General features: G+C 67.8%; 25 protein-coding genes. 16 read left to right on the top strand and 9 right to left on the bottom strand.

Annotated features, from left to right (window positions below; all coding sequences use genetic code 11):
• The first annotated feature begins 5 nt into the window (after positions 1-5).
• From nhaA to GON01_RS15705, 7 genes are all read left to right on the top strand, one after another.
• Complete coding sequence (gene nhaA / locus GON01_RS15735) at positions 6-1,199, top strand: Na+/H+ antiporter NhaA (protein WP_157028342.1); 1,194 nt, start codon at positions 6-8, stop codon at positions 1,197-1,199.
• 24 nt (positions 1,200-1,223) lie between these two features.
• Complete coding sequence (locus tag GON01_RS15730) at positions 1,224-2,225, top strand: LLM class flavin-dependent oxidoreductase (protein ID WP_198159874.1); 1,002 nt, start codon at positions 1,224-1,226, stop codon at positions 2,223-2,225.
• A 23-nt stretch (positions 2,226-2,248) separates the two neighbouring features.
• Positions 2,249-3,100, top strand: coding sequence for a hypothetical protein (locus tag GON01_RS15725; protein WP_157028341.1), 852 nt, complete (start codon positions 2,249-2,251; stop codon positions 3,098-3,100).
• Between the two features lie 17 nt (positions 3,101-3,117).
• Positions 3,118-4,875: a DNA helicase RecQ gene (gene recQ, locus GON01_RS15720; RefSeq protein ID WP_157028340.1), complete on the top strand. Its 1,758-nt coding sequence runs from the start codon at positions 3,118-3,120 to the stop codon at positions 4,873-4,875.
• Positions 4,876-4,944: 69 nt separating this feature from the next.
• Complete coding sequence (locus GON01_RS15715) at positions 4,945-5,370, top strand: TIGR01244 family sulfur transferase (protein WP_181600283.1); 426 nt, start codon at positions 4,945-4,947, stop codon at positions 5,368-5,370.
• Positions 5,367-5,624 carry a hypothetical protein gene (locus GON01_RS15710; protein ID WP_157028339.1) on the top strand — a complete coding sequence of 86 codons (258 nt, stop codon included), beginning with the start codon at positions 5,367-5,369 and terminating at the stop codon, positions 5,622-5,624. The genes GON01_RS15715 and GON01_RS15710 overlap by 4 nt, the downstream gene beginning before the upstream one ends.
• Positions 5,625-5,726: 102 nt before the next feature.
• On the top strand, positions 5,727-6,683 hold the full coding sequence (locus GON01_RS15705) for a sterol desaturase family protein (RefSeq protein WP_157028338.1): 957 nt from the start codon (positions 5,727-5,729) through the stop codon (positions 6,681-6,683).
• 36 nt (positions 6,684-6,719) lie between these two features.
• Here the strand turns inward: GON01_RS15705 and GON01_RS15700 are convergent, their stop codons facing one another.
• The gene (locus GON01_RS15700) at positions 6,720-7,379 is read right to left on the bottom strand and encodes an MBL fold metallo-hydrolase (protein ID WP_157028337.1); all 660 of its coding nucleotides are present in this window, start codon (positions 7,377-7,379) and stop codon (positions 6,720-6,722) included.
• Between the two features lie 94 nt (positions 7,380-7,473).
• On the opposite strand from GON01_RS15700, the gene GON01_RS15695 reads away from it, so the two are divergent.
• From GON01_RS15695 to msrA, 5 genes are all read left to right on the top strand, one after another.
• Positions 7,474-7,863: a PRC-barrel domain-containing protein gene (locus GON01_RS15695; RefSeq protein WP_232328917.1), complete on the top strand. Its 390-nt coding sequence runs from the start codon at positions 7,474-7,476 to the stop codon at positions 7,861-7,863.
• Positions 7,864-7,919: 56 nt separating this feature from the next.
• Complete coding sequence (pabB, locus tag GON01_RS15690; RefSeq protein WP_181600282.1) at positions 7,920-9,623, top strand: aminodeoxychorismate synthase component I; 1,704 nt, start codon at positions 7,920-7,922, stop codon at positions 9,621-9,623.
• Between the two features lie 28 nt (positions 9,624-9,651).
• On the top strand, positions 9,652-10,854 hold the full coding sequence (locus GON01_RS15685) for a pyridoxal phosphate-dependent aminotransferase (RefSeq protein ID WP_157028336.1): 1,203 nt from the start codon (positions 9,652-9,654) through the stop codon (positions 10,852-10,854).
• A gap of 146 nt (positions 10,855-11,000) precedes the next feature.
• Positions 11,001-11,141, top strand: a complete 141-nt coding sequence (locus GON01_RS16750; RefSeq protein ID WP_181600281.1) for a hypothetical protein — start codon at positions 11,001-11,003, stop codon at positions 11,139-11,141.
• Between the two features lie 5 nt (positions 11,142-11,146).
• Positions 11,147-11,827, top strand: a complete 681-nt coding sequence (msrA, locus tag GON01_RS15680; protein ID WP_157028335.1) for a peptide-methionine (S)-S-oxide reductase MsrA — start codon at positions 11,147-11,149, stop codon at positions 11,825-11,827.
• 2 nt (positions 11,828-11,829) lie between these two features.
• On the opposite strand, the gene GON01_RS15675 is transcribed toward msrA, so the two are convergent.
• Positions 11,830-12,444, bottom strand: a complete 615-nt coding sequence (locus GON01_RS15675; RefSeq protein WP_181600280.1) for a PilZ domain-containing protein — start codon at positions 12,442-12,444, stop codon at positions 11,830-11,832.
• Between the two features lie 207 nt (positions 12,445-12,651).
• On the opposite strand from GON01_RS15675, the gene rfbC reads away from it, so the two are divergent.
• Genes rfbC through rfbA form a run of 4 tightly spaced genes read left to right on the top strand, consistent with a single transcriptional unit; the run spans position 12,652 to position 15,999 of the window.
• Positions 12,652-13,215, top strand: a complete 564-nt coding sequence (gene rfbC / locus GON01_RS15670) for a dTDP-4-dehydrorhamnose 3,5-epimerase (protein ID WP_157028333.1) — start codon at positions 12,652-12,654, stop codon at positions 13,213-13,215.
• Complete coding sequence (gene rfbB / locus GON01_RS15665; RefSeq protein WP_157028332.1) at positions 13,215-14,276, top strand: dTDP-glucose 4,6-dehydratase; 1,062 nt, start codon at positions 13,215-13,217, stop codon at positions 14,274-14,276. The genes rfbC and rfbB overlap by 1 nt, the downstream gene beginning before the upstream one ends.
• Positions 14,273-15,130: a dTDP-4-dehydrorhamnose reductase gene (gene rfbD, locus GON01_RS15660; protein ID WP_157028331.1), complete on the top strand. Its 858-nt coding sequence runs from the start codon at positions 14,273-14,275 to the stop codon at positions 15,128-15,130. Before rfbB ends, rfbD begins: the two co-directional genes overlap by 4 nt.
• Complete coding sequence (rfbA, locus tag GON01_RS15655; protein ID WP_181600279.1) at positions 15,127-15,999, top strand: glucose-1-phosphate thymidylyltransferase RfbA; 873 nt, start codon at positions 15,127-15,129, stop codon at positions 15,997-15,999. Before rfbD ends, rfbA begins: the two co-directional genes overlap by 4 nt.
• Before the next feature lie 75 nt (positions 16,000-16,074).
• Here the strand turns inward: rfbA and fumC are convergent, their stop codons facing one another.
• The 7 genes from fumC to GON01_RS15620 all read right to left on the bottom strand — a co-directional run bounded on the left by fumC (position 16,075) and on the right by GON01_RS15620 (position 24,939).
• Positions 16,075-17,466 carry a class II fumarate hydratase gene (fumC, locus tag GON01_RS15650; RefSeq protein ID WP_157028330.1) on the bottom strand — a complete coding sequence of 464 codons (1,392 nt, stop codon included), beginning with the start codon at positions 17,464-17,466 and terminating at the stop codon, positions 16,075-16,077.
• A gap of 110 nt (positions 17,467-17,576) precedes the next feature.
• Positions 17,577-19,616 (bottom strand): 3-hydroxyacyl-CoA dehydrogenase NAD-binding domain-containing protein, encoded by a 2,040-nt coding sequence (locus GON01_RS15645; RefSeq protein ID WP_157028329.1) that lies wholly within the window; start codon positions 19,614-19,616, stop codon positions 17,577-17,579.
• A gap of 137 nt (positions 19,617-19,753) precedes the next feature.
• Positions 19,754-20,545, bottom strand: coding sequence for an SDR family NAD(P)-dependent oxidoreductase (locus GON01_RS15640; protein ID WP_157028328.1), 792 nt, complete (start codon positions 20,543-20,545; stop codon positions 19,754-19,756).
• Positions 20,542-21,306, bottom strand: coding sequence for an SDR family oxidoreductase (locus GON01_RS15635; protein ID WP_157028327.1), 765 nt, complete (start codon positions 21,304-21,306; stop codon positions 20,542-20,544). The genes GON01_RS15640 and GON01_RS15635 overlap by 4 nt, the downstream gene beginning before the upstream one ends.
• Complete coding sequence (locus GON01_RS15630) at positions 21,303-22,349, bottom strand: phosphotransferase family protein (RefSeq protein ID WP_157028452.1); 1,047 nt, start codon at positions 22,347-22,349, stop codon at positions 21,303-21,305. Before GON01_RS15630 ends, GON01_RS15635 begins: the two co-directional genes overlap by 4 nt.
• A gap of 108 nt (positions 22,350-22,457) precedes the next feature.
• Positions 22,458-23,546, bottom strand: a complete 1,089-nt coding sequence (locus GON01_RS15625; RefSeq protein WP_309503958.1) for a Zn-dependent alcohol dehydrogenase — start codon at positions 23,544-23,546, stop codon at positions 22,458-22,460.
• Between the two features lie 115 nt (positions 23,547-23,661).
• Positions 23,662-24,939, bottom strand: coding sequence for an acyl-CoA dehydrogenase family protein (locus GON01_RS15620; protein ID WP_157028325.1), 1,278 nt, complete (start codon positions 24,937-24,939; stop codon positions 23,662-23,664).
• Positions 24,940-24,946 lie beyond the last annotated feature (7 nt).

Genomic DNA, 24,946 nt, shown 5'->3' with positions numbered 1-24,946 from the left:
GGCCCATGACCCGTCGCGGCCCTCGCTCAGCCCTGCGCGATTTCCTGGAAAGCGAGGCGTCCGGCGGCATTCTGCTGATCGGCGCGGCAGTGCTGGCGCTGGTCGCCGCGAACCTGCCCGCGACGCGCGACGCCTATGCCCATTTCGTCCATGCACAGGTCGGCCCGGTGTTGAGCCCGAAGCTCGGGCCGATGACCGTGCATTTGTGGGTTAATGACGCGCTGATGGCGCTGTTCTTCCTTCTGGTCGGGCTGGAGATCAAGCGCGAGGTCGTCGATGGCCAGCTCGCACGTCCCGCCGACCGGCGGCTGCCGATCGTCGCCGCCGCGGCGGGGATGGCGGTGCCGGCGCTGATTTATCTGGCCGTCACGCACGGCGTGGACGGTCTCGCGCGCGGCTGGGCGATCCCGGCCGCAACCGACATCGCCTTTGCGATCGGCGTGCTCGCGCTGCTGGGCAAGCGCGCGCCGAGCTCGCTGAAGCTGTTCCTGACCACCGTCGCGATCGTCGACGACATGGGCGCGGTCGCGATCATCGCGGCCGTCTATACCGAATCGCTGAACCTGGCGGCGCTGGCCGGCGCGGCGCTGGTGCTCGCCGTGATGGCCGCGATGAACCGCGCGGGCGTGAAGCGGCTCTGGCCCTATTGGATCGCCTTTTCCGCGCTGTGGTTGCTGGTGCTGCTGTCCGGCGTGCACGCGACGGTCGCCGGCGTGCTCGCCGCGCTGACGATCCCGATCAAGCCGACGCCGGGCGCGCCCGATGCCGAGGATTCACCGCTGCACCGGCTCGAGCACGGCCTGCACCCCTGGGTCGCCTACGCGATCGTGCCGCTGTTCGGCTTCGTGAACGCCGGCGTCGCCTTCGGCCATTCGCCCGCGTTCGCGCCACTCCCACTGGCCATCGCCGCGGGCCTGTTCCTGGGCAAGCAGCTCGGGGTGTTCGGCGCAGTCTGGGGCACGGTGCGCCTGGGCGGCGCGCGCAAGCCCGCCGGCGCGACCTGGGCGCAGATTTACGGCGTGTCCATTCTCTGCGGCATCGGCTTCACGATGAGCCTGTTCATCAGCGGCCTGGCCTTCGGCGGCCGGCCCGAATTCGTCGATGCGGCGAAGATCGGAATCCTCTGCGGGTCGCTGGTGTCTGCATTGGCGGGATGGCTCGTGCTGCGCCTTGCAGCCCCACCCCGACCCCTCCCCTGAAGGGGAGGGACTTCTTATGTGCCGATGATGCACTTCTCCGTTCTCGACCAGTCCCCGATCCCCGCCGGCGGCACCGCCGCCGACGCGGTCCGCAACACGATCGGCCTCGCCCAGGCGGCCGAGCGGCTCGGCTATCACCGCTATTGGCTGGCCGAGCATCACGCCTCGCCCGCGCTGGCCGGCGTCGCGCCCGAAGCGCTGATCGGGCCGGTGGCGCTCGCCACCGACCGCATCCGGGTCGGATCGGGCGGAATCATGCTGCCGCATTATTCGCCGTTCAAGATCGCCGAGACCTTCCGTCTGCTGGGCGCGATGGCGCCGGGGCGGATCGACCTGGGCCTCGGCCGCGCGCCGGGAAGCGACCAGCGCACCGCCTATGCCCTGCAGCGCGACCGGTCGAAGCGCATCCCGCCCGGCGATTTTCCTGAGCAGGTGGCGGAATTGCTCGGCTATCTCAAAGCCACGCTGCCCGACGATCACCTGTTCAAGCCGCTCGAAGCGACGATGCCGCAGGGCGGGAACGGCAGCCCCGACGTGTGGATGCTCGGCAGCTCGCCCGACAGCGCCGTCTGGGCCGGGCAGATGGGCCTGCCCTATTGCATCGCCGACTTCATCAATTCCGACGCGCTGCCGCTCGCCGATATCTATCGCCAGCATTTCATGCCGTCCGCCCGCTGCCCGGAGCCGCAGCTGACGGTGGCCGTCTGGGCGATCGCGGCCGAGGATCGCGCCACCGCTGAACGGCTCGCCGCTCCTGCGCGGATGATGTTCGCGCACCTGATCCGGGGATCGTTGATCCCGGTGCCGAGCGTCGCCGAGGCCGAAGCCTGGCTCGCCGCCAACCCGCTGCCGCCCGCGCGGCGCCGGACTCTGCTCGGCACAGGCGCGGAAGTGGCGGACGAAGTGAAGGCCGTCGCCGCGCTCTACGGCGCCGACGAGATGATGCTGGTCAACATCCTTCCCGAGCACGCGCCGCGCGTGGAAAGCTACCGGCTGGTCGCCGAAGCTCTCGGCCTTGCCGGATGAGCGAGCCGCGCTAGGCTCGGCGCATGTTGCTTGCCCTTTCGCTCGCCGCCGCCGCCGCGCCGCAGCCGATCGCCCCCGCCACCTTCGTCCAGTGGACTGCGCATAAAGGCCCGCGACGCTACCGCGCGCTCGGCGTCACCGTGTCCATCGTGCCGGTTCGCGACCGTGATTTCACCTCCCCGCGCATCACCATCTCGGCCCGCGGCAAGAAGCCGCTGACGCTGAAAGGCGAGATCGGCGTCTCCGCGCCCCACCAGATCGGAATCGGCTCCCTCGCCCGCGGTCAATACGCGTCGGTGGTGATTTCCGGCTATACCGGGGGTGCCCATTGCTGCGACCATGTGATCGCGGTGCAGCCGACCGCGACCGGCTTCCGGACCGTCGATCTCGGCCAATGGAACGGCGGCATGCCCGGTTTCCCGAAGGACCTGTCGGGCGACGGCATCGCCGATTTCCGCTTCGTCGATAACCGCTTCCTTTATGCGTTCACCAGCTATGCCGAAAGCTTCGCGCCGCCGCTGGTGATGAACATCCGAGGCGGAAAGGCCGTGGACGTGTCGGCAGAGCCGGCGTTCCGGTTCCTGTTCGCCGACTATCTGCCAGAGGCCAGGCGCGGCTGCGTGTCGCCGGCGCCCCAGGCTTCGCCGAACGGCGCCTGCGCCGCCTATGCCGCCGCCGCGGCGCGGCTGGGGCAGTTCCGCTGGGCCTGGCCGGTCGTGCTCAAATCCTACGACCGAAAGGCCAAATGGGATTGGCCGACCGGCTGCCGCGGGGCCGCGCCCGCCGGCCAGTGCCCGCAGGGGCGGCAGATCGCTTACCCGAGCTACCCGCAAGCGCTGCGTGCATTCCTGAAGCGGACCGGCTATCTGGGCTGACGGCTGCGGCCGCTGCTATGCCCGATCTTCTCGACCTCCTCCATTCCACGTTCGGCTTCAACGACTTCCGCGGCGTCCAGCGCGCGGTGGTCGATCGGGTGATGGCGGGCGATCGGACGCTGGCAGTGATGCCGACGGGGGCGGGCAAGTCGCTCTGTTACCAGCTGCCGGCGGTCGCGCTGGAGGGGACCTGCGTCGTCATCTCGCCGCTGATCGCGCTGATGCACGACCAGCTTCGCGCCGCCACCGCGGTCGGCATTCGCGCGGCGACGCTGACGTCGGCCGACGACAATCGGGCCGAGACGATCGAACGGTTCAAGGCGGGGCAGCTTGACCTGCTCTATGTCGCGCCGGAACGGGCGTCGGCGGGCCATTTCCGCGAGCTTCTGAGTCGCGCGAGAGTTTCACTCTTCGCGATCGACGAGGCGCATTGCGTCTCCGAATGGGGTCACGATTTCCGGCCCGATTACCGGCTGCTGCGGCCGTTGCTCGACGGGTTTCCGGACGTGCCGCGGCTGGCGCTGACCGCCACCGCGGACGCGCACACGCGCGACGACATCCTGGTCCAGCTCGGCATCCCGACGGACGGGCTGATCGTCGCCGGGTTCGACCGGCCGAACATCCGCTACGCGATCAGCCCGCGCCAGAACACGACCCAGCAGATCGCCGACCTGCTGCGCGAGCAGCCGGGACCGGGCATCGTCTATGTCCAGTCGCGCGCCGGGACCGAGAAGCTGGCGGCGCAGATCGCCGCCACGGGCCGGCCGGTGCGCGCCTATCATGCGGGCCTGGAGCCGCAGGTCCGCGCCGCCAACCAGGCCGCGTTCGTCGCCTCGGAAGAGATGGTGATGGTCGCGACCGTCGCCTTCGGCATGGGCATCGACAAGCCGGACGTGCGCTTCGTCGCCCATGCCGGGCTGCCCAAGTCGATCGAGGCCTATTACCAGGAAACCGGCCGCGCCGGGCGCGACGGCGAGCCGGCGGTCGCGCAGATGTTCTGGGGCGCCGACGATTTCGCCAAGGCGCGGCAACGGCTGAACGAGGTCGACGAAGCGCGCCTGGCGGGCGAGCGGGCGCGGCTGACGGCCTTGGGCGGGCTGGTCGAGACGCCGAGCTGCCGCCGCGCGCTGCTGCTCCGCTATTTCGGCGAGCAGCCGCCCGAGGCGTGCGGCAATTGCGACAATTGCCTCAATCCGCCGCAGGGCGTGGACGCGACCGAGCTCGCACGCAAATATCTGTCGGCGGTGTTCCGCACCGGGCAGATGTTCGGCGCCGGCTATGTCGAAAGCGTGCTGACCGGCCAGTCGAGCGAGCGGAGCCTGATGAACGGGCACGAGGCGCTGTCGGTCTGGGGCATCGTCGACGGGGAGGAAGCGGCGCTGCTGAAGCCGGTCGGCCGGGCGCTCCAGCTGCGCGATGCGCTGCGCACCAATCCGCACGGCGGGCTGGAATTCGGCCCCGCCGCGCGCGCGATCCTGAAAGGCGAAGAGCCGGTCTCGCTGATCGTTCCGCCGAAACGCGAACGGCGCCGGCGCCGCGACTCCGCGCCCAATCCGGTCGGCGACCCGCTGTTTGAGGCGCTGCGGTCCTGCCGCCGCAAACTCGCCGAGGAAGCGGGCGTGCCGCCCTATGTCGTGTTCCACGATTCGACGCTGCGCGAGATGTCCGCCGCAAGGCCGCAGACGCGGGAGGCCTTGGGACGGATCACCGGCGTGGGGGCGCGGAAGCTGGAAGCGTATGGGGAGGCGTTTTTGAACGTGCTTCGCCAACATTAGTCCGTTCGCTTCGAGCGAAGTCGAGAAGCGTGTCTCGACTTCGCTCGACACGAACGGATAAGGTGAGGCGTGTTCAGAAAAATCGATAACACCATTCTCGTCTCGCCGCAGATCGGACCTGCGGACCTCGCCGAGGCGGTCTCGCTTGGCGTGGCGGCCGTGATCAACAATCGCCCCGACGACGAGGAGCCCGGCCAACCCGAAGGCGCTGCGATCGCGCAGGCAGCCGAGGCAGCAGGCCTCGCCTATGCCGCGATCCCGGTCACGCATGCCGGGTTCAGTCACGCGCAGGTCGACGCGATGGTGCGGGCGCTGGAGGCAGCGAGCGGCCCGGTGCTTGCCTATTGCAAGTCGGGCACGCGCTCGACCTTCCTCTGGGCACTCGCGCGGGCGAAGATGGGCGATCATCCAGCGGTGCTGGTCGAGAAGGCGGAAGGCGCGGGGTACGACCTGCGCCCGATCCGGCCGATGCTGGACGCGCTGGCGGCGTCATGAGCTGGACGCTGCTGGCCGGATCGCTTGCCGGCGTGCTCGGGCTGGCGCTGGTCGCGAAATTGCTGAGGCTGGGCGGCGCCGAGCTGGCGAGCGAGGACGAAGCGATGGCGATCGCCGAAGCGGAGCGGCCCGGCTTCGTCGCCGTGTCCGCCGTGCTGGCCGAGGATCGGCAAAGCGCGGTGGTGACGGGGACGGATGGAGAGCAGGTGCGGCTGAGGCGTCATGGGGCGCAGTTTGTCGCTGAGCACGCCTAAACCCCGTCCGCTTCGAGCGAAGCCGAGACGCGCCTTCCGGCTGTGTCCCCCGTTTCTCGACTACGCTCGAAACGAACGGAGAAGTGGGATAGGCTGAGACAAATGCCCGACCTTCCCAACCCCGTCGACTATGCCGTCCCCGGCTTCATCGCGCTGGTGCTGATCGAGATGCTGATCGCGCGCGCCAGGGACAAGCGGCGCTATTGCCCGAAGGACACGCTGACCTCGCTGATGCTCGGCTTCGGCTCGACCATCGCCGGCGCGCTGACCGCGGGCGCGGTCTATGCGATGGCGGTATGGGTGTGGGGCTTCCGCCTGCTCGACATTCCCTACGCCTGGTGGGCCTGGCCGCTCTGCTTCGTGCTCGACGACCTGGCTTACTATGTCTTCCACCGCTCGGCCCATCGCGTGCGCTGGTTCTGGGCCAGCCATGTGATCCACCATTCGAGTCAGCATTATAATCTGTCGACGGCGCTGCGGCAGACCTGGACCGGCTTTTTCAGCATGGCCTTCCTGTTCCGCCTGCCCCTGTTCCTGATCGGATTCCCGCCGGCGATGGTGTTCTTCTGCGCGGGCGTGAACCTGATCTATCAGTTCTGGATCCACACGGAGGTGATCGGCCGCTGTCCGCGCTGGTTCGAGGCGGTGATGAACACGCCGTCGCACCACAGGGTCCACCACGCGACCAACCCGCGCTACCTCGACAAGAATTATGCCGGCGTGTTCATCGTCTGGGACAGGATGTTCGGCAGCTTCACGCCCGAACTGGACGAGGACCGCCCGCGCTACGGGCTGGTCAAGAATCTCGGCCGCTTCAACGTGCTCTGGGCGGCGTTCCACGAATGGATCGGCATCGCGAGGGACCTGTGGAGCGCGCCCTGGCGTGCCAAGGCCGGCTATGCCTTCGGCCCACCCGGATGGAGCCATGACGGCAGCCGGGACACGAGCGAGACGATCCGGGAGAAGTGGGCGGGGCGCGCACAACCCACCCGTCATCCCGGCGAAGGCCGGGACCCACCTTCTTCTTGTTCTTCCGAACCTTCGGCCGTCGCGGCTTAAGAAGGTAGGTCCCGGGTCAAGCCCGGGATGGCGGTGTCAGGCGGCCAGTACCGCGTCGCCGACGAACGGGTTCGTTTTGCGCTCATGCCCGAAGGTGGACATCGGGCCGTGGCCCGGCACGAAAGCGGTGTCGTCGCCCATCGGCCAGAGCCGCGTCGTGATCGCGTGGATCAGGTCCGCGTGATTGCCCATCGGGAAGTCCGTCCGCCCGATCGAGCCCTGGAACAGCACGTCGCCGACAATCGCCAGCTTCGATTCCGGATGGTGGAACACGACATGGCCGGGCGTGTGGCCGGGGCAGTGGCGGACGTCGAACGTCAGCTTGCCGACCGTCACCCGGTCGCCATCGACCAGCCAGCGGTCGCTTTCGAAGACCTTGCCCTGGATGCCGTAATTGCGGCCGTCATCCTCCAGCCGCGCGATCCAGAAGCGGTCGGCCTCGTGCGGTCCTTCGATCGGCACGCCCAGTTCCTCGGCGAGCATGCCGGCCTGGCCGCAATGATCGATATGGCCGTGGGTCAAAAGGATCTTCTCGATCTCGACCCCAGCCTGCGCCGCCGCTGCTTTCAGCCGCGGCAGGTCGCCGCCGGGATCGACGAACGCGCCCTTGTTGGTTTCGGTGCACCAAAGCAGCGTGCAATTCTGCTGGAGCGGCGTGACGGGGACGATCGCCGCCTTCAACGGTGGGTTGGCCATAGGGCGGACATGGCGTGCGCCGAACCGTTCGACAAGCCGGAGAACCGGACGCGCCCCGGCTCGTTCTGTCCTTCGTTGCACGAAGGAGAATGCCATGACCGACTATCAGGACACGATGAGCAATGCGGTCGAAACCGACGAGACCGATCGCCTGATCGCCTCCAACAAGGTCGAGGGCACCGCCGTCTATGGCTCCGACGGCGAGAAGCTCGGCCATGTCTACAACTTCATGGTCGACAAGCGCTCGGGCCAGGTCGAGTACGCCGTGCTCGGCTTCGGCGGCCTGTTCGGCATGGGAGAGAATTACCATCCGCTGCCGTGGAATTCGCTGACCTACGACACCGGCAAGGGCGGCTATGTCGTCAACGTCTCCAAGGACCGGCTGCAGGGCGGCCCCAGCTACCGCGCCAACGAGGAGCCGGCCTATGACCGCGACTATGGCCGGCGGATCAACGACTATTACGGCGTGACCGGCACCTATTGATCCCGCCGCCGGCATGAGGGCTTGATCGCGGCCCGCGCTCCGGCTTCTAGCCGGGCGTGGGCCCTTTCATCCTTCTCGACGACGCGCGGTCGGGCGCGTCAGCGCGGCTGTTCCGCGATCCGGCCGCGATCGTCCGCGCCGACCGGCTGCAGGAAGTCGGGCCCGCCCTGGAGCGGCTGCGCGGCGAGCGGCGGCATGCGGTCGGATTCATTGCCTATGAAGCCGGCTGCGCGCTGGAGCCGCGGCTGGCGCGCATCTTCCGGCCGCCCGACGCGCCGCTGCTCTGGTTCGGCCTGTTCGACCGCTTCGACGAGGTCGACGCGGCGGCCTGGCTGCCCGATCCGGCGGGCGGCTGGGCGGGCGCGCCGCAGCCGCTGGTCGGGCAGCGCGACTATCTCCACCGCGTCGCGCGCGTGCAGGAGGCGATCGTCGCCGGCGATATCTATCAGGCGAACCTGACGTTTCCGGCCGAGGTTGCGATCGCCGGCGATCCGCGCGCCATCTATGCCGGGCTGCGGCGCCGCGCACGGGCGAGCCATGGCGCGCTGGTCTGGACCGGCGAGGACTGGTTCCTGTCGCTGTCGCCCGAGCTGTTCTTCACGCTGAACGACGGTATGCTCACCGCGCGTCCGATGAAAGGCACGGCGGCGCCCGATGCCCACCCGGCGCTGCTGAGCGCCGACCCGAAGCAGCGCGCCGAGAACCTGATGATCGTCGACCTGCTGCGCAACGACCTTTCCCGCGTCGCCGAGCCCGGCAGCGTCGCGGTGCCCGAGCTGTTCGCGGTCGAGCGTTATCCGACCGTCCAGCAGATGGTTTCGACCGTCACTGCCCGCCTTTCCCCCGGTCGCGACGCGATCGACGTGGTGACGGCGCTGTTTCCGTGCGGATCGATCACCGGCGCGCCGAAGCTTCGGGCGATGGAAGTGATCGCCGAAACCGAGACCGCCGCGCGCGGCGCCTATACCGGCGCGATCGGCCACATTAACCCCGACGGGCAAGCCGCCTTTAACGTCGCCATCCGCACCCTGCACTTGAAGCCCGGGTCCGTCCGGGCCACTCTGGGTCTGGGTTCGGGGATTGTCGCGGACTCCGACCCCGCTGCCGAGTGGCGCGAGTGTCTGGCGAAAGGAGCCTTTGTGGGTTCGGAGCGTCCGTTCGACCTGATCGAGACGATGGCGTTCGATCCGCACCAGGGCCTGCTGCATCTCGACGCGCACATGGCGCGGATGAAGCGCAGCGCGAAGGCGCTCGGCTTCAATTTCGACCGCCACGCCGCCCGCAACGAGCTGCAGGCGGCGACATTCCGCCTGCGCGAACGGGCGCGCGTCCGGCTGCTTGCCTCGCAAAGGGGCAATTGCGCGATCGAGGTGCGGCGGCTGGACGAAGCTTCGGAGCCGGTGGAAGTCGCGCTGGCGCCGCGGACGATCGAGTCCGGCGATGTCCGGCTGGCGCACAAGACGACGGACCGCGCCTTCTACGACGACGCGCGGCGCAAGGCCGGCTGCTTCGAAGTGATCTTCACCGATCCCGCGGGCTTCCTGACCGAGGGCAGCTTCACCAGCATCTTCGTCGAGCGCGACGGGGTGCTGCTGACGCCGCCGCTGTCGCGCGGGCTGCTGCCGGGAATCCTGCGCGCCGAGCTGATCGGACAGGGCCGCGCGATCGAGGCCGACCTGCGCCCCGAAGACCTGGCCCATGGCTTCTGCATCGGCAACGCCGTGCGCGGCCTGTTGCGGGCGCGCCTGCGTCGGCTATAGCCGCCCCTGTTCCTTGAAGGGGTATCCGATGGCTCGCCTGTCCGCCGCGCTTGACCGCATCCATCCGTCGCAGACGCTGGCGATGACCGCGCGGGTGGCCGAGCTGAAGCGGCAGGGCGTCGACGTGATCGGCCTGTCGGCGGGCGAGCCGGACTTCGACACGCCCGATTTCGTCAAGGAGGCTGCGATCGCGGCGATCCGCGCCGGCAAGACGAAGTACACCGATGTCGGTGGCACGCCCGAGCTGAAGGATGCGATCCGCGGCAAATTCGCGCGCGAGAACGGGCTCGACTACCAGGCGAGCGAGATCATCGTCGGCGTCGGCGGCAAGCATGTGATCTTCAACGCGATCGTCGCGACCTGCGAGGCCGGCGACGAGGTCGTGATCCCGGCGCCCTATTGGGTCAGCTATCCGGACATCGTCGCCTATTCGGGGGCGAAGCCGGTCATCGTGAAGGCCGGCGCCGACCAGGCCTACAAGATCACGCCCGAACAGCTGGACGCGGCGATCACGCCCCGCACCCGCTGGGTGCTGCTGAACTCGCCGTCCAATCCCAGCGGCGCGGCCTATTCGGCCGACGAGCTGAAGGCGCTGGGCGAAGTGCTCCGCCGCCATGAGCATGTGATGCTCTTGAGCGACGACATGTACGAGCACATTTTCTACGCCGACTTTCCGTTCGCGACGATGGCGCAGGTCTGTCCGGACCTGAAGGATCGTATCCTGACTGAGAATGGCTGTTCGAAGGCCTATGCGATGACCGGCTGGAGGATCGGCTATGCCGGCGGCCCGGCCTGGCTGATCAAGGCGATGGCGAAGCTGCAATCGCAATCGACCTCGAACCCCTGCTCGATCGCGCAGGCGGCGGCGGCGGCGGCGCTCACCGGCCCGCAGGATTTCCTCGCCGAGCGGCAGGACGCGTTCCGCACGCGCCGCGACCTGGTCGTCGGGATGCTGAACGAGGCCCCGGGCCTTGTGTGTCCGACGCCGGAAGGCGCCTTCTACGTCTATCCGGACGCGAGCGGCTGCATCGGCAAGACCACGCCGGAGGGCAAGCGCATCGAATCGGACGACGATCTGATCGGCTATTTCCTCGACCACGCCAGGGTCGCCGCCGTCGCCGGCGCGGCTTTCGGCCTCTCGCCCGCGTTCCGGATCAGCTACGCCACCTCGGACGCGCTGCTGCGCGAGGCGTGCGCGCGAATCCAGGAAGCCTGCGCCGCATTGCGATAAGGGCGCTTGATCGCTCGAACCGATATTTTGATCGACCTTGCCTCGCCTGTGACCCTGTTCACAGACAATGCAGCATCCATCTGACTATCGCTCACGTAACTGGAGCGAGCGTGCCGCCACAGAAGCGGCAAGATGGGAAGAACACGATGCGTGCGATCATAAGATCCGACCTGTTCCGCAATTTCGCGAGCGGCTTCCTGCTGGGGGCAGTGGCGCTGGTGGCGCTCAGCCCGTCCGATCGCACCGACACGCTGAAGGCCAAGATCGAAGCGATCTACAAGGCGTGACCGCGATGCGCGCGCGTTCATCGGTCCTGACGATCGCCGCGCTGACCATCGTCGCCTGGGCGATCGGCGGAGCCTCGATCGCCCGCAGCGCGCGCGCCGTGGCCGTGCCTGCGCCCAAGGTCTCTGCGGCACCTGCGAAGGGGCTGCGCACCGCCGTGCTGGCGGGCGGCTGCTTCTGGGGCATGGAGGGGGTGTTCGAGCATCTGAAGGGCGTCAAGGGCGTGACGTCAGGCTATGCCGGCGGCGACGCGGCGACCGCCAATTACGATGCGGTCTCGAGCGAGCGGACTGCCCATGCAGAAGCCATCCGGATCCAGTTCGACGCCTCGCAGATCAGCTATGAGACGCTGCTGCGCGTCTATTTCTCGGTCGCGCACGATCCGACCCAATTGAATCGCCAGGGTCCCGATTCCGGCCCCAGCTACCGATCGGCGATCTTCCCGATCGGCACGGAGCAGGAGCGGGTGGCACGTGCCTACCTGGCCCAGCTTGCCGCCGCGAAAGCCTGGCCGCGGCCGATCGTCACCCGGATCGAGCAGGGCCGCTTCTATCCGGCCGAGGCCTATCACCAGAACTTCATGCGCCGGAATCCGAACCACCCCTATATCCGGATCAACGACGCACCCAAGCTGGCGGCGCTGAAGGCTGCCTTCCCGGCGCTGTGGCGCGACGCCTGGTCGGGCTAGCGTCACTCGTAGGCATAAACCAGGCGCAGCGTCTCCATCCGCTCGGCGGCCCTGATGCCGGCGCGACCGCCGCCCGTCCATTGGACCGAGGCGAGGATCAGAGGACGATCGCGAAGGCGCACGATGACCTGCTGCCGCTCGACCAGCGGCGCCGGCATGTCGATGCACAGCCCGGATTGCGAGATGTCCCGAATCGTGGCGCGGACCGAACACGGCGCGATCGCGATGCGGCCGTAGAGCTCTACATCATGGCGTCGCGCGCGCGGCTGGTGCGTGGGAAGGAAGCCGGGATCGACATCATTCGCCGGGCCGAGAATGGCGAGCGCATCCTCCATGTCGAGGCCGAACCGGCGGCCCTTGACCCAACGCACCGTGCCCATGTGAAACCGGTTGCCCGCGACGCTGAACAGCAGCGACTGGTCGACGTCCAGCGGTGCATCGGTTTCTCCCGAAAGCCCCGTCCGGGAGAGGTTCGTCACCACCAGATCGGCATAGCCTTCAACGGGATAGGCATCTCCCTTCAGCAGGACCTTGCTGCGCGGCTCCGCGCGCCGTTCCCTCCAATCATCGGCCTCCTCGGCCACTCCGAACAGCGACTTCAGCTTCACGGCGAGCATGATGGCGTCCCTTCCTTGCGGCCGGCACGTCCGACCCTCTGATGAATGAAGTCCGGCCATTGCCGGGCGACCTGCGGGGTCTTTGGGGCACGGACTTGAGTTCCGCGCGAAGATCGCGTTCGTAGAATTACGGTGGGAGCGGCGCGGTCCAGGACATTCCGGGCCGGCGGCTTGACTTGATACCGTCGCGCCTTAGGGGGCCCGGACATGGCTGTGGTCCGTATCACCCCCAAGCGCTTCGAGGATCCGCGGGGATGGTTTTCCGAGACCTACCGGCGCGATCGCTTCGCGGCGGCGGGGATCGACGCCGAGTTCGTGCAGGACAACCAGTCGCTGTCCCGCCCGGCGGGCACGCTGCGCGGCATTCATTTCCAGACGCCGCCTCATGCCCAGGCGAAGCTGGTGCGGTGCCTGAGGGGCCGGATCTGGGACGTGGCGGTGGACCTGCGCGGCGGCTCGCCGACCTTTGGCCGGTGGGTCGCCGCCGAGCTGACGGCTGCACGGGGTGAGCAGCTGTTCATCCCGTCCGGCTTCGGTCACGCTTTCCTGACGCTCGAGCCGGACACCGAAGTCGCCTACAAGGTCGATGCCTTCTACGCGCCGGAGTGCGACGCCGGCATCGCCTGGAACGATCCCGACCTCGCCATTTCCTGGCCGCTGCCCGGCGCGGCGCCCGAGCTGTCGGACAAGGATTCGCGGCTGCCGGCGCTCAAGGATTTCGTCAGCCCTTTCGGCTATGACGGCCGCCCGCTCGAACTTGTGGACGCATAATGGCTCGTATTCTCGTCACCGGCGGCGCCGGCTTCATCGGCTCGGCGCTGGTCCGCCACCTGATCGCGAACACCGAGCATGAAGTGCTCAACGTCGACGCGCTGACCTATGCCGGCAACCTCTCCTCGCTGGCGCCCGTCGCCAACTCCAACCGCTACCGCTTCGCCAAGGCGGACGTCTGCGACCGGGAGCGGATCGCCGCGCTGATCGCCGAGTTCCGGCCGGAGGTGATCACGCACCTGGCGGCCGAAAGCCATGTCGACCGCTCGATCGACGGGCCGGCGGCGTTCATCGAGACCAACCTGGTCGGCACCTTCACGATGCTGTCCGCCGCGCTCGACCATTGGCGCGGGCTGGCGGATGCGGAGAAGGCGCGGTTCCGCTTCCACCATATCTCCACCGACGAAGTGTTCGGTGCGCTGGGCGATGACGGCTATTTTACCGAAGAAACGCCCTACGACCCCCGCTCCCCCTATTCGGCGTCGAAGGCGGGGTCGGATCACTTGGTCAGCGCCTGGGCTCACACCTACGGCCTGCCGGTACTGATCACGAACTGCTCGAATAATTACGGGCCGTATCATTTCCCCGAAAAGCTGATTCCGCTGATGATCATCAAGTGCCTGTCGGGCGAGGCGCTGCCGGTTTACGGCCAAGGCGCGAACGTGCGCGACTGGCTGTTTGTCGACGATCATGTGCGGGCGCTGACCACCGTGTTCGAGAAGGGCACGCCGGGCGAAAGCTATATGGTCGGCGGCCGGTCGGAGCGGACCAACCTCGCCGTGGTCGAGACGATCTGCGACACGCTGGACCGCATCCGCTCGCGCGCCGACGGGAAAAGCTATCGCGACCAGATCAGCTTCGTCGCCGATCGGCCGGGTCATGACTTCCGTTATGCGATCGACGCGTCGAAGCTGGAGCGCGAGCTTGGCTGGCGCCCACAGGAGAGTTTCGAGACCGGCATCGACAAGACGATCCGCTGGTATCTGGACAACGAAGCCTGGTGGCGGCCGATCCTCGCCCGCACCTATTCGGGCGAGCGGCTGGGGCTGAAGACGGCTTGACGCCGATCTTCGTCACCGGCGGCACCGGCCAGGTCGGAACCGCGCTGCGTGCGCTCGGGCCGCGCTTCGGGGTCGAGATCGTCGCGCCGGGGCGGGACGCGCTCGATCTGACCAGCCCCGCTTCGATCGAGGCGGCCGTCGCAAGCCGGGACTGGGGCGCGGTCATCAACGGTGCCGCCTATACCGCGGTCGACAAGGCCGAGAGCGAGCCGGAAGCCGCTTATGCGGTGAACGCCGTCGCGCCCGAGCGGCTGGCGCTGGCAACCGCCGCGCGCGGCATCCGGCTGCTGCACGTCTCGACCGACTATGTGTTCGACGGGTCCAAGGCCGGTTTCTACACCGAGGACGATCCGGTCGCTCCCCTCGGCGTCTATGGCGCGTCCAAGGAAGCGGGCGAGCGCGGCGTGCGCGCCGGCAATCCCGATCACATAATTCTCCGCACCGCCTGGGTGGTGAGCCCCTGGGGGCATAATTTCGTGAAGACGATGCTGCGGCTCGGCGCCGAGCGGGCCAGCCTGCGGGTCGTCGACGACCAGCGCGGCTGTCCGACCTCCGCCGTCGATATCGCCGAGACGCTGCTGACGATCGCCACCAAAGGCGGGCCGGCCGGCGCCTATCACTTCGTCAATGCCGGCGAGGCGAGCTGGTGCGACCTCGCGCGGTTCGTGTTCGAGCGGGCCGGGATGGACGTGGACGTGGAAGCGATCACGACCGCCGACTATCCGACGCCGGCCAGGCGCCCGGCCAATTCACGGCTGTCGACGGACAAGCTGGAGCGCACATTCGGCATCCGCCCGCGCCTGTGGCAGGATGCGGTCGGCGCGGTGGTCGATACTCTCAAGGGGGCACAGTGAAAGGCATCATCCTGGCCGGCGGGTCCGGCACGCGGCTGCATCCGGCGACGCTGGCGATCAACAAGCAGCTGCTGCCGGTCTATGACAAGCCGATGATCTATTACCCGGCCTCGGCGCTGATGATGGCCGGGATCCGGGAGATCCTGATCATCTCGTCGCCCGAGTACCTGGACAACTACAAGCGCCTGTTCGGCAGCGGCGAGCAATTCGGGCTGGCGATCGACTATGCGGTCCAGCCCCGCCCGGAAGGGCTGGCCCAGGCCTTCCTGATCGGCCGCGAGTTCCTGGCCGGCGGGCCCGGCGCGCTCGTGCTGGGCGACAACATCTTCTTCGGGGCCGGCCTTAGCGGGCTGATGCAAAGCGCGCGCGCGCGGACCCGGGGCGCGACCGTGTTCGCCTATCATGTCGAGGACCCGACCGCCTATGGCGTGGTCGAGCTGGACGGAGAAGGCCGCGCGCTCAGCATCGAGGAAAAGCCCAAGGCGCCCAGATCGAGCTGGGCGGTCACGGGCCTTTACTTCTACGACCAGCGGGTCAGCGACTTCGCCCAGCAGGTGAAGCCGTCCGCGCGCGGGGAACTCGAGATCACCGACCTCAACCGCATCTACATGGAAGCGGGCGAGCTCTATGTCGAGCGCATGGGCCGCGGCTTCGCCTGGCTCGACACCGGCACCCATGACAGTCTGCTGGAAGCGAGCGAGTTCGTCCGCACGCTGCAGAAGCGCCAGGGCGTGCAGATCGCCAGCCTCGAGGAAATCGCCTTCCACAATGGCTGGATCGACGCGGATGCGCTGCGGACACGCGGGCGCCTGTTCGAGAAGACGGCCTATGGCCGCGCGCTGCTGGAGCTGGCGGAGGGACGGGGCTGAGACCGCATTGTGCTCCGGGGAAGCCCGGAGCCCAGGTCACCGCTCCGGCCTTCGCCGGAGCACGCAGTGGCTCGATTACTTCCCCACCATGGTTTCCGGCCGCACGACGCGGTCGAACGTCTCGGCGTCGACCAGACCCAGCTCCAGCCCCGCTTCCTTCAGCGTCAGGCCCCTGGCGTGGGCGTGCTTGGCGATCTTCGCGGCATTGTCGTAGCCGATCTCGGGCGCCAGCGCCGTCACCAGCATCAGCGATCGGTCGACCAGCTCGGCGATGCGGGCGCGGTTGGGCTCGGTGCCTTCGACCATCCGCTCGGCGAAGCTTTCCATGCCGACGCTGAGCAGGTGGATCGAGCGCAGCACCGCGGCGGCGATCATCGGCTTGAAGACGTTCAGCTCCAAATGCCCCTGCAGCCCGCCGACCGTGACTGCGGTGTGATTGCCGATCACTTGCGCAGCGACCATCGTCAGCATCTCGGCCTGGGTCGGGTTCACCTTGCCCGGCATGATCGAGCTGCCGGGCTCGTTCGCGGGCAGCTCCAGTTCGCCGAGGCCGGAACGGGGCCCCGAGCCGAGCAGCCGCAAGTCGTTCGCGATCTTGGTCAGCGCGACGGCGAGCGTGTTCAGGCGGCCGGAGAAGTCGACCAGCGTGTCGTTGCTCGCCAGCGCCTCGAATTTGTTGGGCGCGGTCTCGAACGGAAAGCCGGTGATCGCCGCGATCTCGGCCGCGATATCGATGTCGAAGCCGGGCGGGGCGTTGAGGCCGGTCCCGACCGCCGTGCCGCCTTGAGCGAGCTTGGCGAGGCCGTGCTCGATCAGCGGCGCGAGGCGCGTGCGCGCGAGGCGGAGCTGGGCGTAATAGCCGGAGAATTCCTGGCCTAAAGTCAGCGGCGTCGCATCCTGAAGATGCGTGCGGCCGATCTTGACGATGTCGTGCCAGGCCTCAGCCTTGGCGAGCAGCGCCGCTTCCAGCCGCTCCAGCGCCGGGATCAGCTGGCGAGTCGCGGCCAGCGCGGCGGCGACGTGCATCGCGGTCGGGAAGCTGTCGTTCGACGACTGCGACATGTTGACATGGTCGTTCGGGTGCACGGGCGCCTTGCCGCCGCGCGTGCCCGCCAGCCGCTCGTTGGCGATGCCGGCGATCACTTCGTTCACGTTCATGTTGGACTGGGTGCCGGAGCCGGTCTGCCAGATGACGAGCGGGAATTGGTCGTCAAACCTGCCCGCCGCGACGTCCGCCGCCGCCGCCTCGATCGCGTCGGCGATCTCCGCCGGCAGCCCGTGCCGCCGGTTCACCCGCGCCGCCGCCTGCTTCACGATCGCGAGCGCGTGGATGATGCCGATCGGCATGCGCTCGGTCGGCCCGAACGGGAAATTCTCGATCGACCGCTGCGTCTGCGCGCCCCAATAGGCGGAGACGGGGACCTCGATCGGACCGATCGAGTCGGTTTCGGTGCGGGTTTCGGTCATAAACACTAAACCTTGTCATCCCCGACTTGATCCGGGACCCACCCTCTACCGTCCAAGGCAGAAGGACGGTAGGCCCCGGCCCAAGGCCGGGGTGACGCGCCATTGCCGGCTCAGACCGCCCGCGTGAAGCGCTCCTTCTTCTCCGCCTTTTCCTTCAGCAGCTTCGCCACCTTGAAGCCGTGCTTCTCCAGGCCTGCGACGATCTTGTCATTGCCTTCGGTGTCGGCCCAGAACATCGGCCCGCCGCGATAGACCGGCCAGCCATAGCCGTAGATCCACACCACATCGATGTCGGACGCGCGCTGGGCGATGCCTTCCTCCAGGATCAGCGCGCCTTCGTTGACCATCGGGTAGAGGGTGCGCTCGACGATCTCCTCATCGCTGATCTCGCGCTTGGCCGTGCCGGACTTGGCGGCGAATTCGTCGAGGATCGCCTGCACTTCGGCGCTGGGCGAGGGCCGGCGCTTCTCGTCATAGTCGTAAAAGCCCTTGCCGGTCTTCTGGCCCCAGCGGCCCTTGGCGCAGAGCGCGTCGCGGACATTCTCGACGCGGTTCGGGTCGCGGTGCCAGCCGATGTCGACGCCGGCCAGGTCCGACATCTGGAACGGCCCCATCGGCATGCCGAAATCGACATGGACCTTATCGATCTGCGCCGGCGTCGCCCCTTCCATCAGCAGCTTCATCGCCTCGACCTGGCGCGGCTTAAGCATCCGGTTGCCGATGAAGCCGTCACAGACGCCGGCGATGACCGCGACCTTGCCGATCTTCTTCGACAAGGCCATCACCGTCGCCAGCACATCGGGCGCAGTCTTGTCGCCCCGCACCACCTCCAGCAGCTTCATCACATTGGCCGGCGAGAAGAAGTGCATGCCGAGCACGTCCTGCGGCCGGCCGGTCACCGCGGCTATCTCGTTGATGTCGAGATAGGAGGTGTTGGACGCGAGGATCGCGCCCGGCTTCGCCACCTTGTCGAGCCGGGCGAACATCTCCTTCTTTACGTCCATATTCTCGAAGATCGCTTCGATGATCAGGTCGCAATCGGCGAGTGCTTCGAGGTCGAGCGTGGGCGTCAGCGCGCCCATGAACGCCTCGACCTGCTCCGGCTTGAACCGGCCCTTGGCGGCGGAGGCGTCGTAATTCTTGCGGATCGTCGCCGTGCCGCGATCGAGATTCTCCTGCGCCGCCTCGACGATCGTGACCGGAATCCCGGCCTGGAGGAAGTTCATCGAGATGCCGCCGCCCATCGTGCCGGCGCCGATCACGCCGACCTTTTTGTTCGGGCGGAGCTGAATATCCTCGGGGATGCCGTCGATCTTCGCGGCCTGGCGTTCGGCGAAGAAGATGTGGCGCTGCGCGGCCGACTGGGTGCCGAACATCAGCTTCATGAATTCCTGCCGCTCGAACGCGATGCCCTGGTCGAACGGCAGCTCGACCGCCGCCTGGACGCAGCGCAGGTTCGCGGCCGGCGCGTCGAAGCCACGGAATTTCTTCGCATTGTCGGTCGCGAATTTCTGGATGAAAGCGGGATCGCCATGCACCGGCATTTCGCGCGAGCGGCGCGGTTCGGTGCCGACCACGCCCTTGGCGAAGCCGAGCGCATCGTCGAGCAGCGACTCCTCGCCGGCGATCTTGTCGACAAGGCCCACTTCGGCGGCTTTCTTCGCGCCGAGCGGGGTCCCGGTCGCGCACATTTCGGCTGCGGCCTCGATCCCGGCCACGCGCGGCAGGCGCTGGGTGCCGCCGGCGCCGGGAAGCAGGCCCAATTTCACTTCGGGCACGCCCAGCTTCGCCGACGGAACCGCGACGCGGTAATGGCAGCCGAGCGCGACCTCCAGCCCGCCGCCGAGCGCCGTGCCGTGGATCGCCCCGACGACCGGTTTGCGGCTTGCCTCGATCTTGTCCACCACCGCCGGCAGCATCGGCTCGACCGGCGGCTTGCCGAACTCGGTGATGTCGGCGCCTGCGAAGAAAGTGCGGCCCTCGCAGCGGATCACGGCCGCCTTCAGCTCATCGTCGCCTTCGAGCTGGTCGATCGCGGCCGCCAGCCCCTGCCGTACCGCGGCGCCGAGCGCGTTCACCGGCGGGTTGTTCGAGGTGACGATCAGGATGCCGTCGCGGACTTCGGTGGTGATGGGGCTGTTGTTGGTCATTTTGGACTCCATGAACTCCGTTCGGCCTGAGCTTGTCGAAGGCCTTTCTTCTCTTTTTTCACCCTAGGCCAAGAAGGGAGGGCTTCGACAGGCTCAGCCCGAACGGGGTGGGGTGAGGATGCATCACAATATCTTGCTCAAGCCGCCGTCTTGCCCGTTTCCTGACGGGTGACGGGGTGGGAACTGGACAGGCCGCCATCGACAGCAATGGCCTGGCCGTTGACGTAGCTGGCTTCGTCCGACGCCAGGAACAGCGCCATGTTGGCGATCTCCTCGGGCTGGCCGGCGCGGCGGAGCGGGTTCAGGCGGCCGATCTTGTCGGTCACGCCCTTTTCCGCCGCATAGTCGAACGCACGTTGGGTCATGCCCGTCTGGATCAGGCCCGGGCAGATCGCGTTGACGCGAACGTTCGTGGCCGAAAGCTGCTGCGCGGTAGTCATGACGAGGTTGATCACCCCCGCCTTCGACGCGGAATAGGCGGGGCAGCCGGCGCCCGAGCGGATGCCGGCGACGCTGGCGGTGCAGATGATCGAGCCCTTGCCGCGCTCGACCATCTTCGGCGCGGCGTGCTTGATCATCAGGAACGGGCCGATCAGGTTGACCTGCAGGATCGTCTGCCATTCCTCGACCGTATGGTCGAAAATGCCGGTCAGCCCACCGGAGATGCCCGCATTGGCATAGGCCACGTCGAGCCCGCCGAAGCGATCGACCGCAGTCGCGACGAGGCGCTCAACATCGGCTTCGGAGCCGGCGTCCATCTGCATCGCGACGACACCATCGCCGCCGATCACGTCGGCGGTCTCGTGCACGCCTTCGCTCTTGTCGCCGATCACCAGCTTCGCGCCTTCGGCGGCGAAGCGGCGGGCCGTCGCCCGGCCGATGCCGGAGCCCGCGCCGGTGATGATCGCGACCTTTCCCGCCAGCCTCATATCGTCTGCCCTCCATCGATCACGATCGTCTGCCCGGTCATGAACGCCGCGGCGGGCGAGGCGAGGAACACGGCGGCGCCCGCGATCTCGTCCGGCTCGCCGATCCGCCTGAGCGGCGCGCCCTGGGTCGATCGCTTCAGCGTCTCCGGATTTTCCCACAGCGCGCGGGCGAAATCGGTCTTGATCAGGCCCGGCGCGATGCAGTTGACGCGGACATTGTCGGGCCCGAATTCGTGCGCGAGGTTGCGGGCGAGCTGCATGTCGGCGGCCTTGGAAATGCCATAGGCGCCCAGCACCGCCGTGCCTCGCAGTCCACCGATCGAGGAGATGATGACGATCGCGCCGTCGCGGCGTTCGCGCATTTCCGGCGCGACCATCGCGATCAGCCAGTGATTGGCGACGATGTTGTTGGTCAGGATTTTCTGGAACTGCTCGTCGGCGATCCCGTCCATCGGCCCGTAATAGGGATTGGAGGCGGCGTTGCAGACGAGGATGTCGATCCGCCCGAACGCGCGCCGCGTCTCGTCGACCAGATGCTGCAGCCCGGCTTTGTCGGAGATGTTGGCGGCGACCGCGATCGCGTGGCCGGGCCAGCGCGCGTTGATCTCCGCCGCGACCGCGTCGCACGCGTCCTGCTTGCGGCTGGAGACGACAACCTTCGCGCCATGCTCCGCCATACGTTCCGCGATCGCCTTGCCGATCCCGCGCGAGGAGCCGGTGATGATCGCGACTTTGCCGGTCAGGTCGAAGAGTGTGCTCATGATGCCCCCGCCAGTTGCGCGAAATGCCACGCCGATTTCGCGAGCGCGGGCACGCGCGCGGCGGTCGCTTCGGCCTGGGCAGAGGCGGCGGTGCCGTCCACGATGCGCTTCTTGATGCCCTGCACGATGCCGGTCAGCCGGAACAGATTGTAGCTGAAATACCAATTCAGGTCGGGCACGCCGCTGCGGCCGGTCGCGGCGCAATAGCGCTCGACCGCCCGGTCGAGCGAAGGAATGCCGAGCGCGTCATAGTCCAGGCCCTTCACGCCCGACCGTCCCTCGGGCTCCGTCACCCAATTCATCAGGAAATAGGAGAAGTCGGCAAGCGGATCGCCGAGCGTCGACAGCTCCCAGTCCAGCACGGCGATCACGCGCGGTTCCTCGGCATGGAAGATCATGTTGTCGATCCGGTAATCGCCGTGAACGATCGACACCCTCTCCTGCGGCGGCACGGTCTTCGGCAGCCACTCAATCAGCTTGTCGACCTCCGGGATCGTCTCCGTCTCCGATGCCTTGTACTGCTTGGTCCAGCGCGCGACCTGACGCTCGAAATAATTGCCGGGCTTGCCGTAATCGGCGAGGCCTACGCTCACGTGATCGGTATTGTGGAGCGCGGCAAGCGTGTCGATCATCGCATGATAGACGCCGCGCCGCTGATCGGGCGTGTAGCCGGGCAGCGACCCGTCCCACAGGTTCCGGCCGTCGGCGAGGCCCATGACGTAGAACATCGAGCCGATCACGTCGCGGTCGGTGCACAGGCCGTAAGGCCGCGCGACCGGGAAGCCGGTCGGGTAGAGCGCCGCCTGCACGCGATATTCGCGGTCCACCGCATGGGCGGACGGCAGCAGCGGCCCGAACGGCTGGCGGCGCAGCACATAGCTCTGCCCGGGCGTGTCGATCCGATAGGTCGGGTTCGACTGACCGCCCTTGAAGCGGCTGAGCGCGATCGGGCCCGCGAAGCCCGCGACGTTGGCGTCCAGCCACTCCGTCAGCCGCGCTTCGTCGAGCCGGTCCTTGTCCGGCACCGGCATGGTGCCGACCATGGACGTTGCGGAGGACTCAGCCACGACGTGCTCCGGCGAAGGCCGGAGCCCTGGTCGCCTCTCCGCGCGGCTCCGGCCTTCGCCGAAGCGCCGATGGGCCGGCCTGCCTCACTCGAACACCACCACCGATCGCGTGGTGTCGCCCTTGCGCAGCTGGTCGAACGCGTGGTTGATCTCGCTCAGCGGCACGCGCTCGGCGATGATCGTGTCGAGGTCGAGCATGCCCCGCATGTAGAAATCGACCAGGCGCGGGATCTCTACCGGGAAGCGGTTGGCGCCCATAAGCGCGCCTTGCAGCTTCTTGCCTGACAGCAGATCGAGCGCCGAGAGGCCGGTCTGGTGCGTCAGCGGCATCATGCCGAGGATCGTCGCCGTCCCGCCGCGGCGCAGCACCTTGACCGCCAGCTCGCCCGACTGCGGGCGACCGACCGCCTCGATCGCGTGATCGACGCCGCCTTTGGTGAGCTCGACGATCTCGGCAACCGCGGTTTCGGAGGTCGCGTCGACCGCGTCGGTCGCGCCCAGCTTCTTCGCGATCTCGCGCTTCTCCGGCACCGGATCGACCGCGATGATCCGACCGGCGCCGGCGATCTTGGCGGCGTTGACCACCGCAAGCCCGACGCCGCCGCAGCCGACCACCGCGACCGTTTCGCCCGGCGTCACGTCGGCGGCGTTGAACACGGCGCCCGCGCCGGTCGTCACCGCGCAGCCGATCACGCAGGCGCGATCGAGCGGCATCTCCGGATCGATCGCCACGCACGCGTGCTCGTGGATCAGCATCTGCTCGGCATAGGCCGACAGGTTCAGCATCTGGTTGACGGGCGTCCCGTCCGCGAAGGCGAGGCGCGGCGGCTCGCCCGGCTTGCGGCGCGTGTCGCCGCCTAGGCACAGCGACATGCGGCCGGTCACGCAGAACTCGCAATGGCCGCAAAAGGCGCTGAGGCAAGTCACCACCGCGTCGCCCGGCTTCACCGTGGTCACTTCGGACCCGACCTGCTCGACGATCCCCGCCGCTTCGTGGCCGGGAATGCACGGCATCGCGTGCGGATAGGCGCCGTCGACGAAGTGCAGGTCGGACCGGCACACGCCGGTCGCGGCGGTGCGGATCAGCACCTCGCGCGGCCCGGGCTTGGAGACGACGACCTCTTCGATGGTGAGCGGCGCCTTGGGTTGGGAAAGAATGGCTGCTTTCAAGATCTGACTCCTAAAGACCGTTCGGGCTGAGCTTGTCGAAGCCCTCCCTTTCTTCCTTGCTCCGTCCCAAGAAGAAGGGAGACCCTCGACAAGCTCAGGCCGAACGGAGTTCTGTGCATTAGCGAGCCGCCCTCGCCTTTGCCGCCGCGATCGCTTCCCGGCCGCCATATTTGCCGAACTCCAGCCGTGCGATCGCGCGGTTGTGGACCTCGTCCGGACCGTCGGCGAGGCGCAGCGTGCGGATGCCGGCGTACATCTTGGCGAGGCCCGGATCCTCGGACACGCCGGCGCCGCCGAACGCCTGGATCGCGTCGTCGAGGATGCGCAGCGCCATGCGCGGCGCCGAGACCTTGATCATCGCGATCTCGCCCTGCGCGGCCTTGTTGCCGGCCTTGTCCATCATGTCGGCGGCCTTCAGGCAGAGCAGGCGGTTCATCTCGATGTCGATCCGCGCCTCCGCCACGCGCTGCTCCCAGACGCTGTGCTCGGCGATCGCCTTGCCGAACGCGACGCGGGACAGCAGCCGCTCGCTCATCTTGCGGAGCGCTTCCTCGGCGACGCCGATCGTGCGCATGCAATGGTGGATGCGGCCGGGGCCCAGCCGCCCCTGCGCGATCTCGAACCCGCGGCCTTCGCCTAAGAGCATGTTCTCGACCGGGACCCGCACGTCCTTCAGCTCGATTTCCATATGCCCGTGCGGCGCGTCGTCATAGCCGAACACCGGCAGATGGCGCAGAATCTCGACGCCGGGCGCGTCGAGCGGCATCAGGATCATCGACTGCTGCTGGTGGCGCTGCGCCTCGAAATCGGTCTTGCCCATCACGATCGCGATCTTGCAGCGCGGATCGCCGGCGCCGGACGACCACCATTTGCGGCCGTTCAGGACGTAATGGTCGCCGTCGCGCTCGATCCGCGTCTCGATATTGGTGGCGTCGGATGAAGCGACCGCCGGCTCGGTCATCAGGAAGGCGGAACGGATCTCGCCATTCATCAGCGGGCGCAGCCACTGTTCCTTCTGCTCGCGCGTGCCGTAGCGGTGGAACACCTCCATGTTGCCGGTGTCGGGTGCGGAGCAGTTGAACACCTCGGATGCCCAGCCGATCCGGCCCATTTCCTCGGCGCACAGCGCATATTCGAGGTTGGTGAGGCCCGGCCCTTCGAACTCGAAGCTGTCGTCGACATGCGGGCGGCCGGAGCCGGGCGGCATGAACAGGTTCCAGATGCCTGCCGCCTTGGCGCGCTTCTTTTCCTCCTCGATCACCGGGATCACTTTCCAGCGATCGCCTTCCCGGTGCTGCGCCTTGCACTCGGCGTCGCGCGGCCGGACATGGGTTTCGATGAAGTCGCGGACGCGGTCCCGCCAATAGGTCTGGCGTTCGGTCAGGTCGAAATCCATGGCACTC

Origin of the sequence: Sphingomonas horti (genome assembly GCF_009753715.1) — a bacterium.
In the GTDB taxonomy this organism is placed as follows: Bacteria; Pseudomonadota; Alphaproteobacteria; order Sphingomonadales; family Sphingomonadaceae; genus Sphingomonas_B; species Sphingomonas_B horti.
The sequence above is the reverse complement of the archived record's forward strand: the minus strand, read 5'-3'. Positions and strand labels throughout refer to the sequence as shown.

Coding starts and splice junctions, on each gene's coding strand:
- nhaA (WP_157028342.1), top strand. CDS start 6: ATGACCCGTCGCGGCCCTCGCTCAGCCCTGCGCGATTTCCTGGAAAGC.
- GON01_RS15730 (WP_198159874.1), top strand. CDS start 1,224: ATGATGCACTTCTCCGTTCTCGACCAGTCCCCGATCCCCGCCGGCGGC.
- GON01_RS15725 (WP_157028341.1), top strand. CDS start 2,249: ATGTTGCTTGCCCTTTCGCTCGCCGCCGCCGCCGCGCCGCAGCCGATC.
- recQ (WP_157028340.1), top strand. CDS start 3,118: ATGCCCGATCTTCTCGACCTCCTCCATTCCACGTTCGGCTTCAACGAC.
- GON01_RS15710 (WP_157028339.1), top strand. CDS start 5,367: ATGAGCTGGACGCTGCTGGCCGGATCGCTTGCCGGCGTGCTCGGGCTG.
- GON01_RS15705 (WP_157028338.1), top strand. CDS start 5,727: ATGCCCGACCTTCCCAACCCCGTCGACTATGCCGTCCCCGGCTTCATC.
- GON01_RS15700 (WP_157028337.1), bottom strand. CDS start 7,379: ATGGCCAACCCACCGTTGAAGGCGGCGATCGTCCCCGTCACGCCGCTC.
- GON01_RS15695 (WP_232328917.1), top strand. CDS start 7,474: ATGACCGACTATCAGGACACGATGAGCAATGCGGTCGAAACCGACGAG.
- GON01_RS15685 (WP_157028336.1), top strand. CDS start 9,652: ATGGCTCGCCTGTCCGCCGCGCTTGACCGCATCCATCCGTCGCAGACG.
- GON01_RS16750 (WP_181600281.1), top strand. CDS start 11,001: ATGCGTGCGATCATAAGATCCGACCTGTTCCGCAATTTCGCGAGCGGC.
- msrA (WP_157028335.1), top strand. CDS start 11,147: ATGCGCGCGCGTTCATCGGTCCTGACGATCGCCGCGCTGACCATCGTC.
- GON01_RS15675 (WP_181600280.1), bottom strand. CDS start 12,444: ATGCTCGCCGTGAAGCTGAAGTCGCTGTTCGGAGTGGCCGAGGAGGCC.
- rfbC (WP_157028333.1), top strand. CDS start 12,652: ATGGCTGTGGTCCGTATCACCCCCAAGCGCTTCGAGGATCCGCGGGGA.
- rfbB (WP_157028332.1), top strand. CDS start 13,215: ATGGCTCGTATTCTCGTCACCGGCGGCGCCGGCTTCATCGGCTCGGCG.
- fumC (WP_157028330.1), bottom strand. CDS start 17,466: ATGACCGAAACCCGCACCGAAACCGACTCGATCGGTCCGATCGAGGTC.
- GON01_RS15645 (WP_157028329.1), bottom strand. CDS start 19,616: ATGACCAACAACAGCCCCATCACCACCGAAGTCCGCGACGGCATCCTG.
- GON01_RS15640 (WP_157028328.1), bottom strand. CDS start 20,545: ATGAGGCTGGCGGGAAAGGTCGCGATCATCACCGGCGCGGGCTCCGGC.
- GON01_RS15635 (WP_157028327.1), bottom strand. CDS start 21,306: ATGAGCACACTCTTCGACCTGACCGGCAAAGTCGCGATCATCACCGGC.
- GON01_RS15630 (WP_157028452.1), bottom strand. CDS start 22,349: ATGGTCGGCACCATGCCGGTGCCGGACAAGGACCGGCTCGACGAAGCG.
- GON01_RS15620 (WP_157028325.1), bottom strand. CDS start 24,939: ATGGATTTCGACCTGACCGAACGCCAGACCTATTGGCGGGACCGCGTC.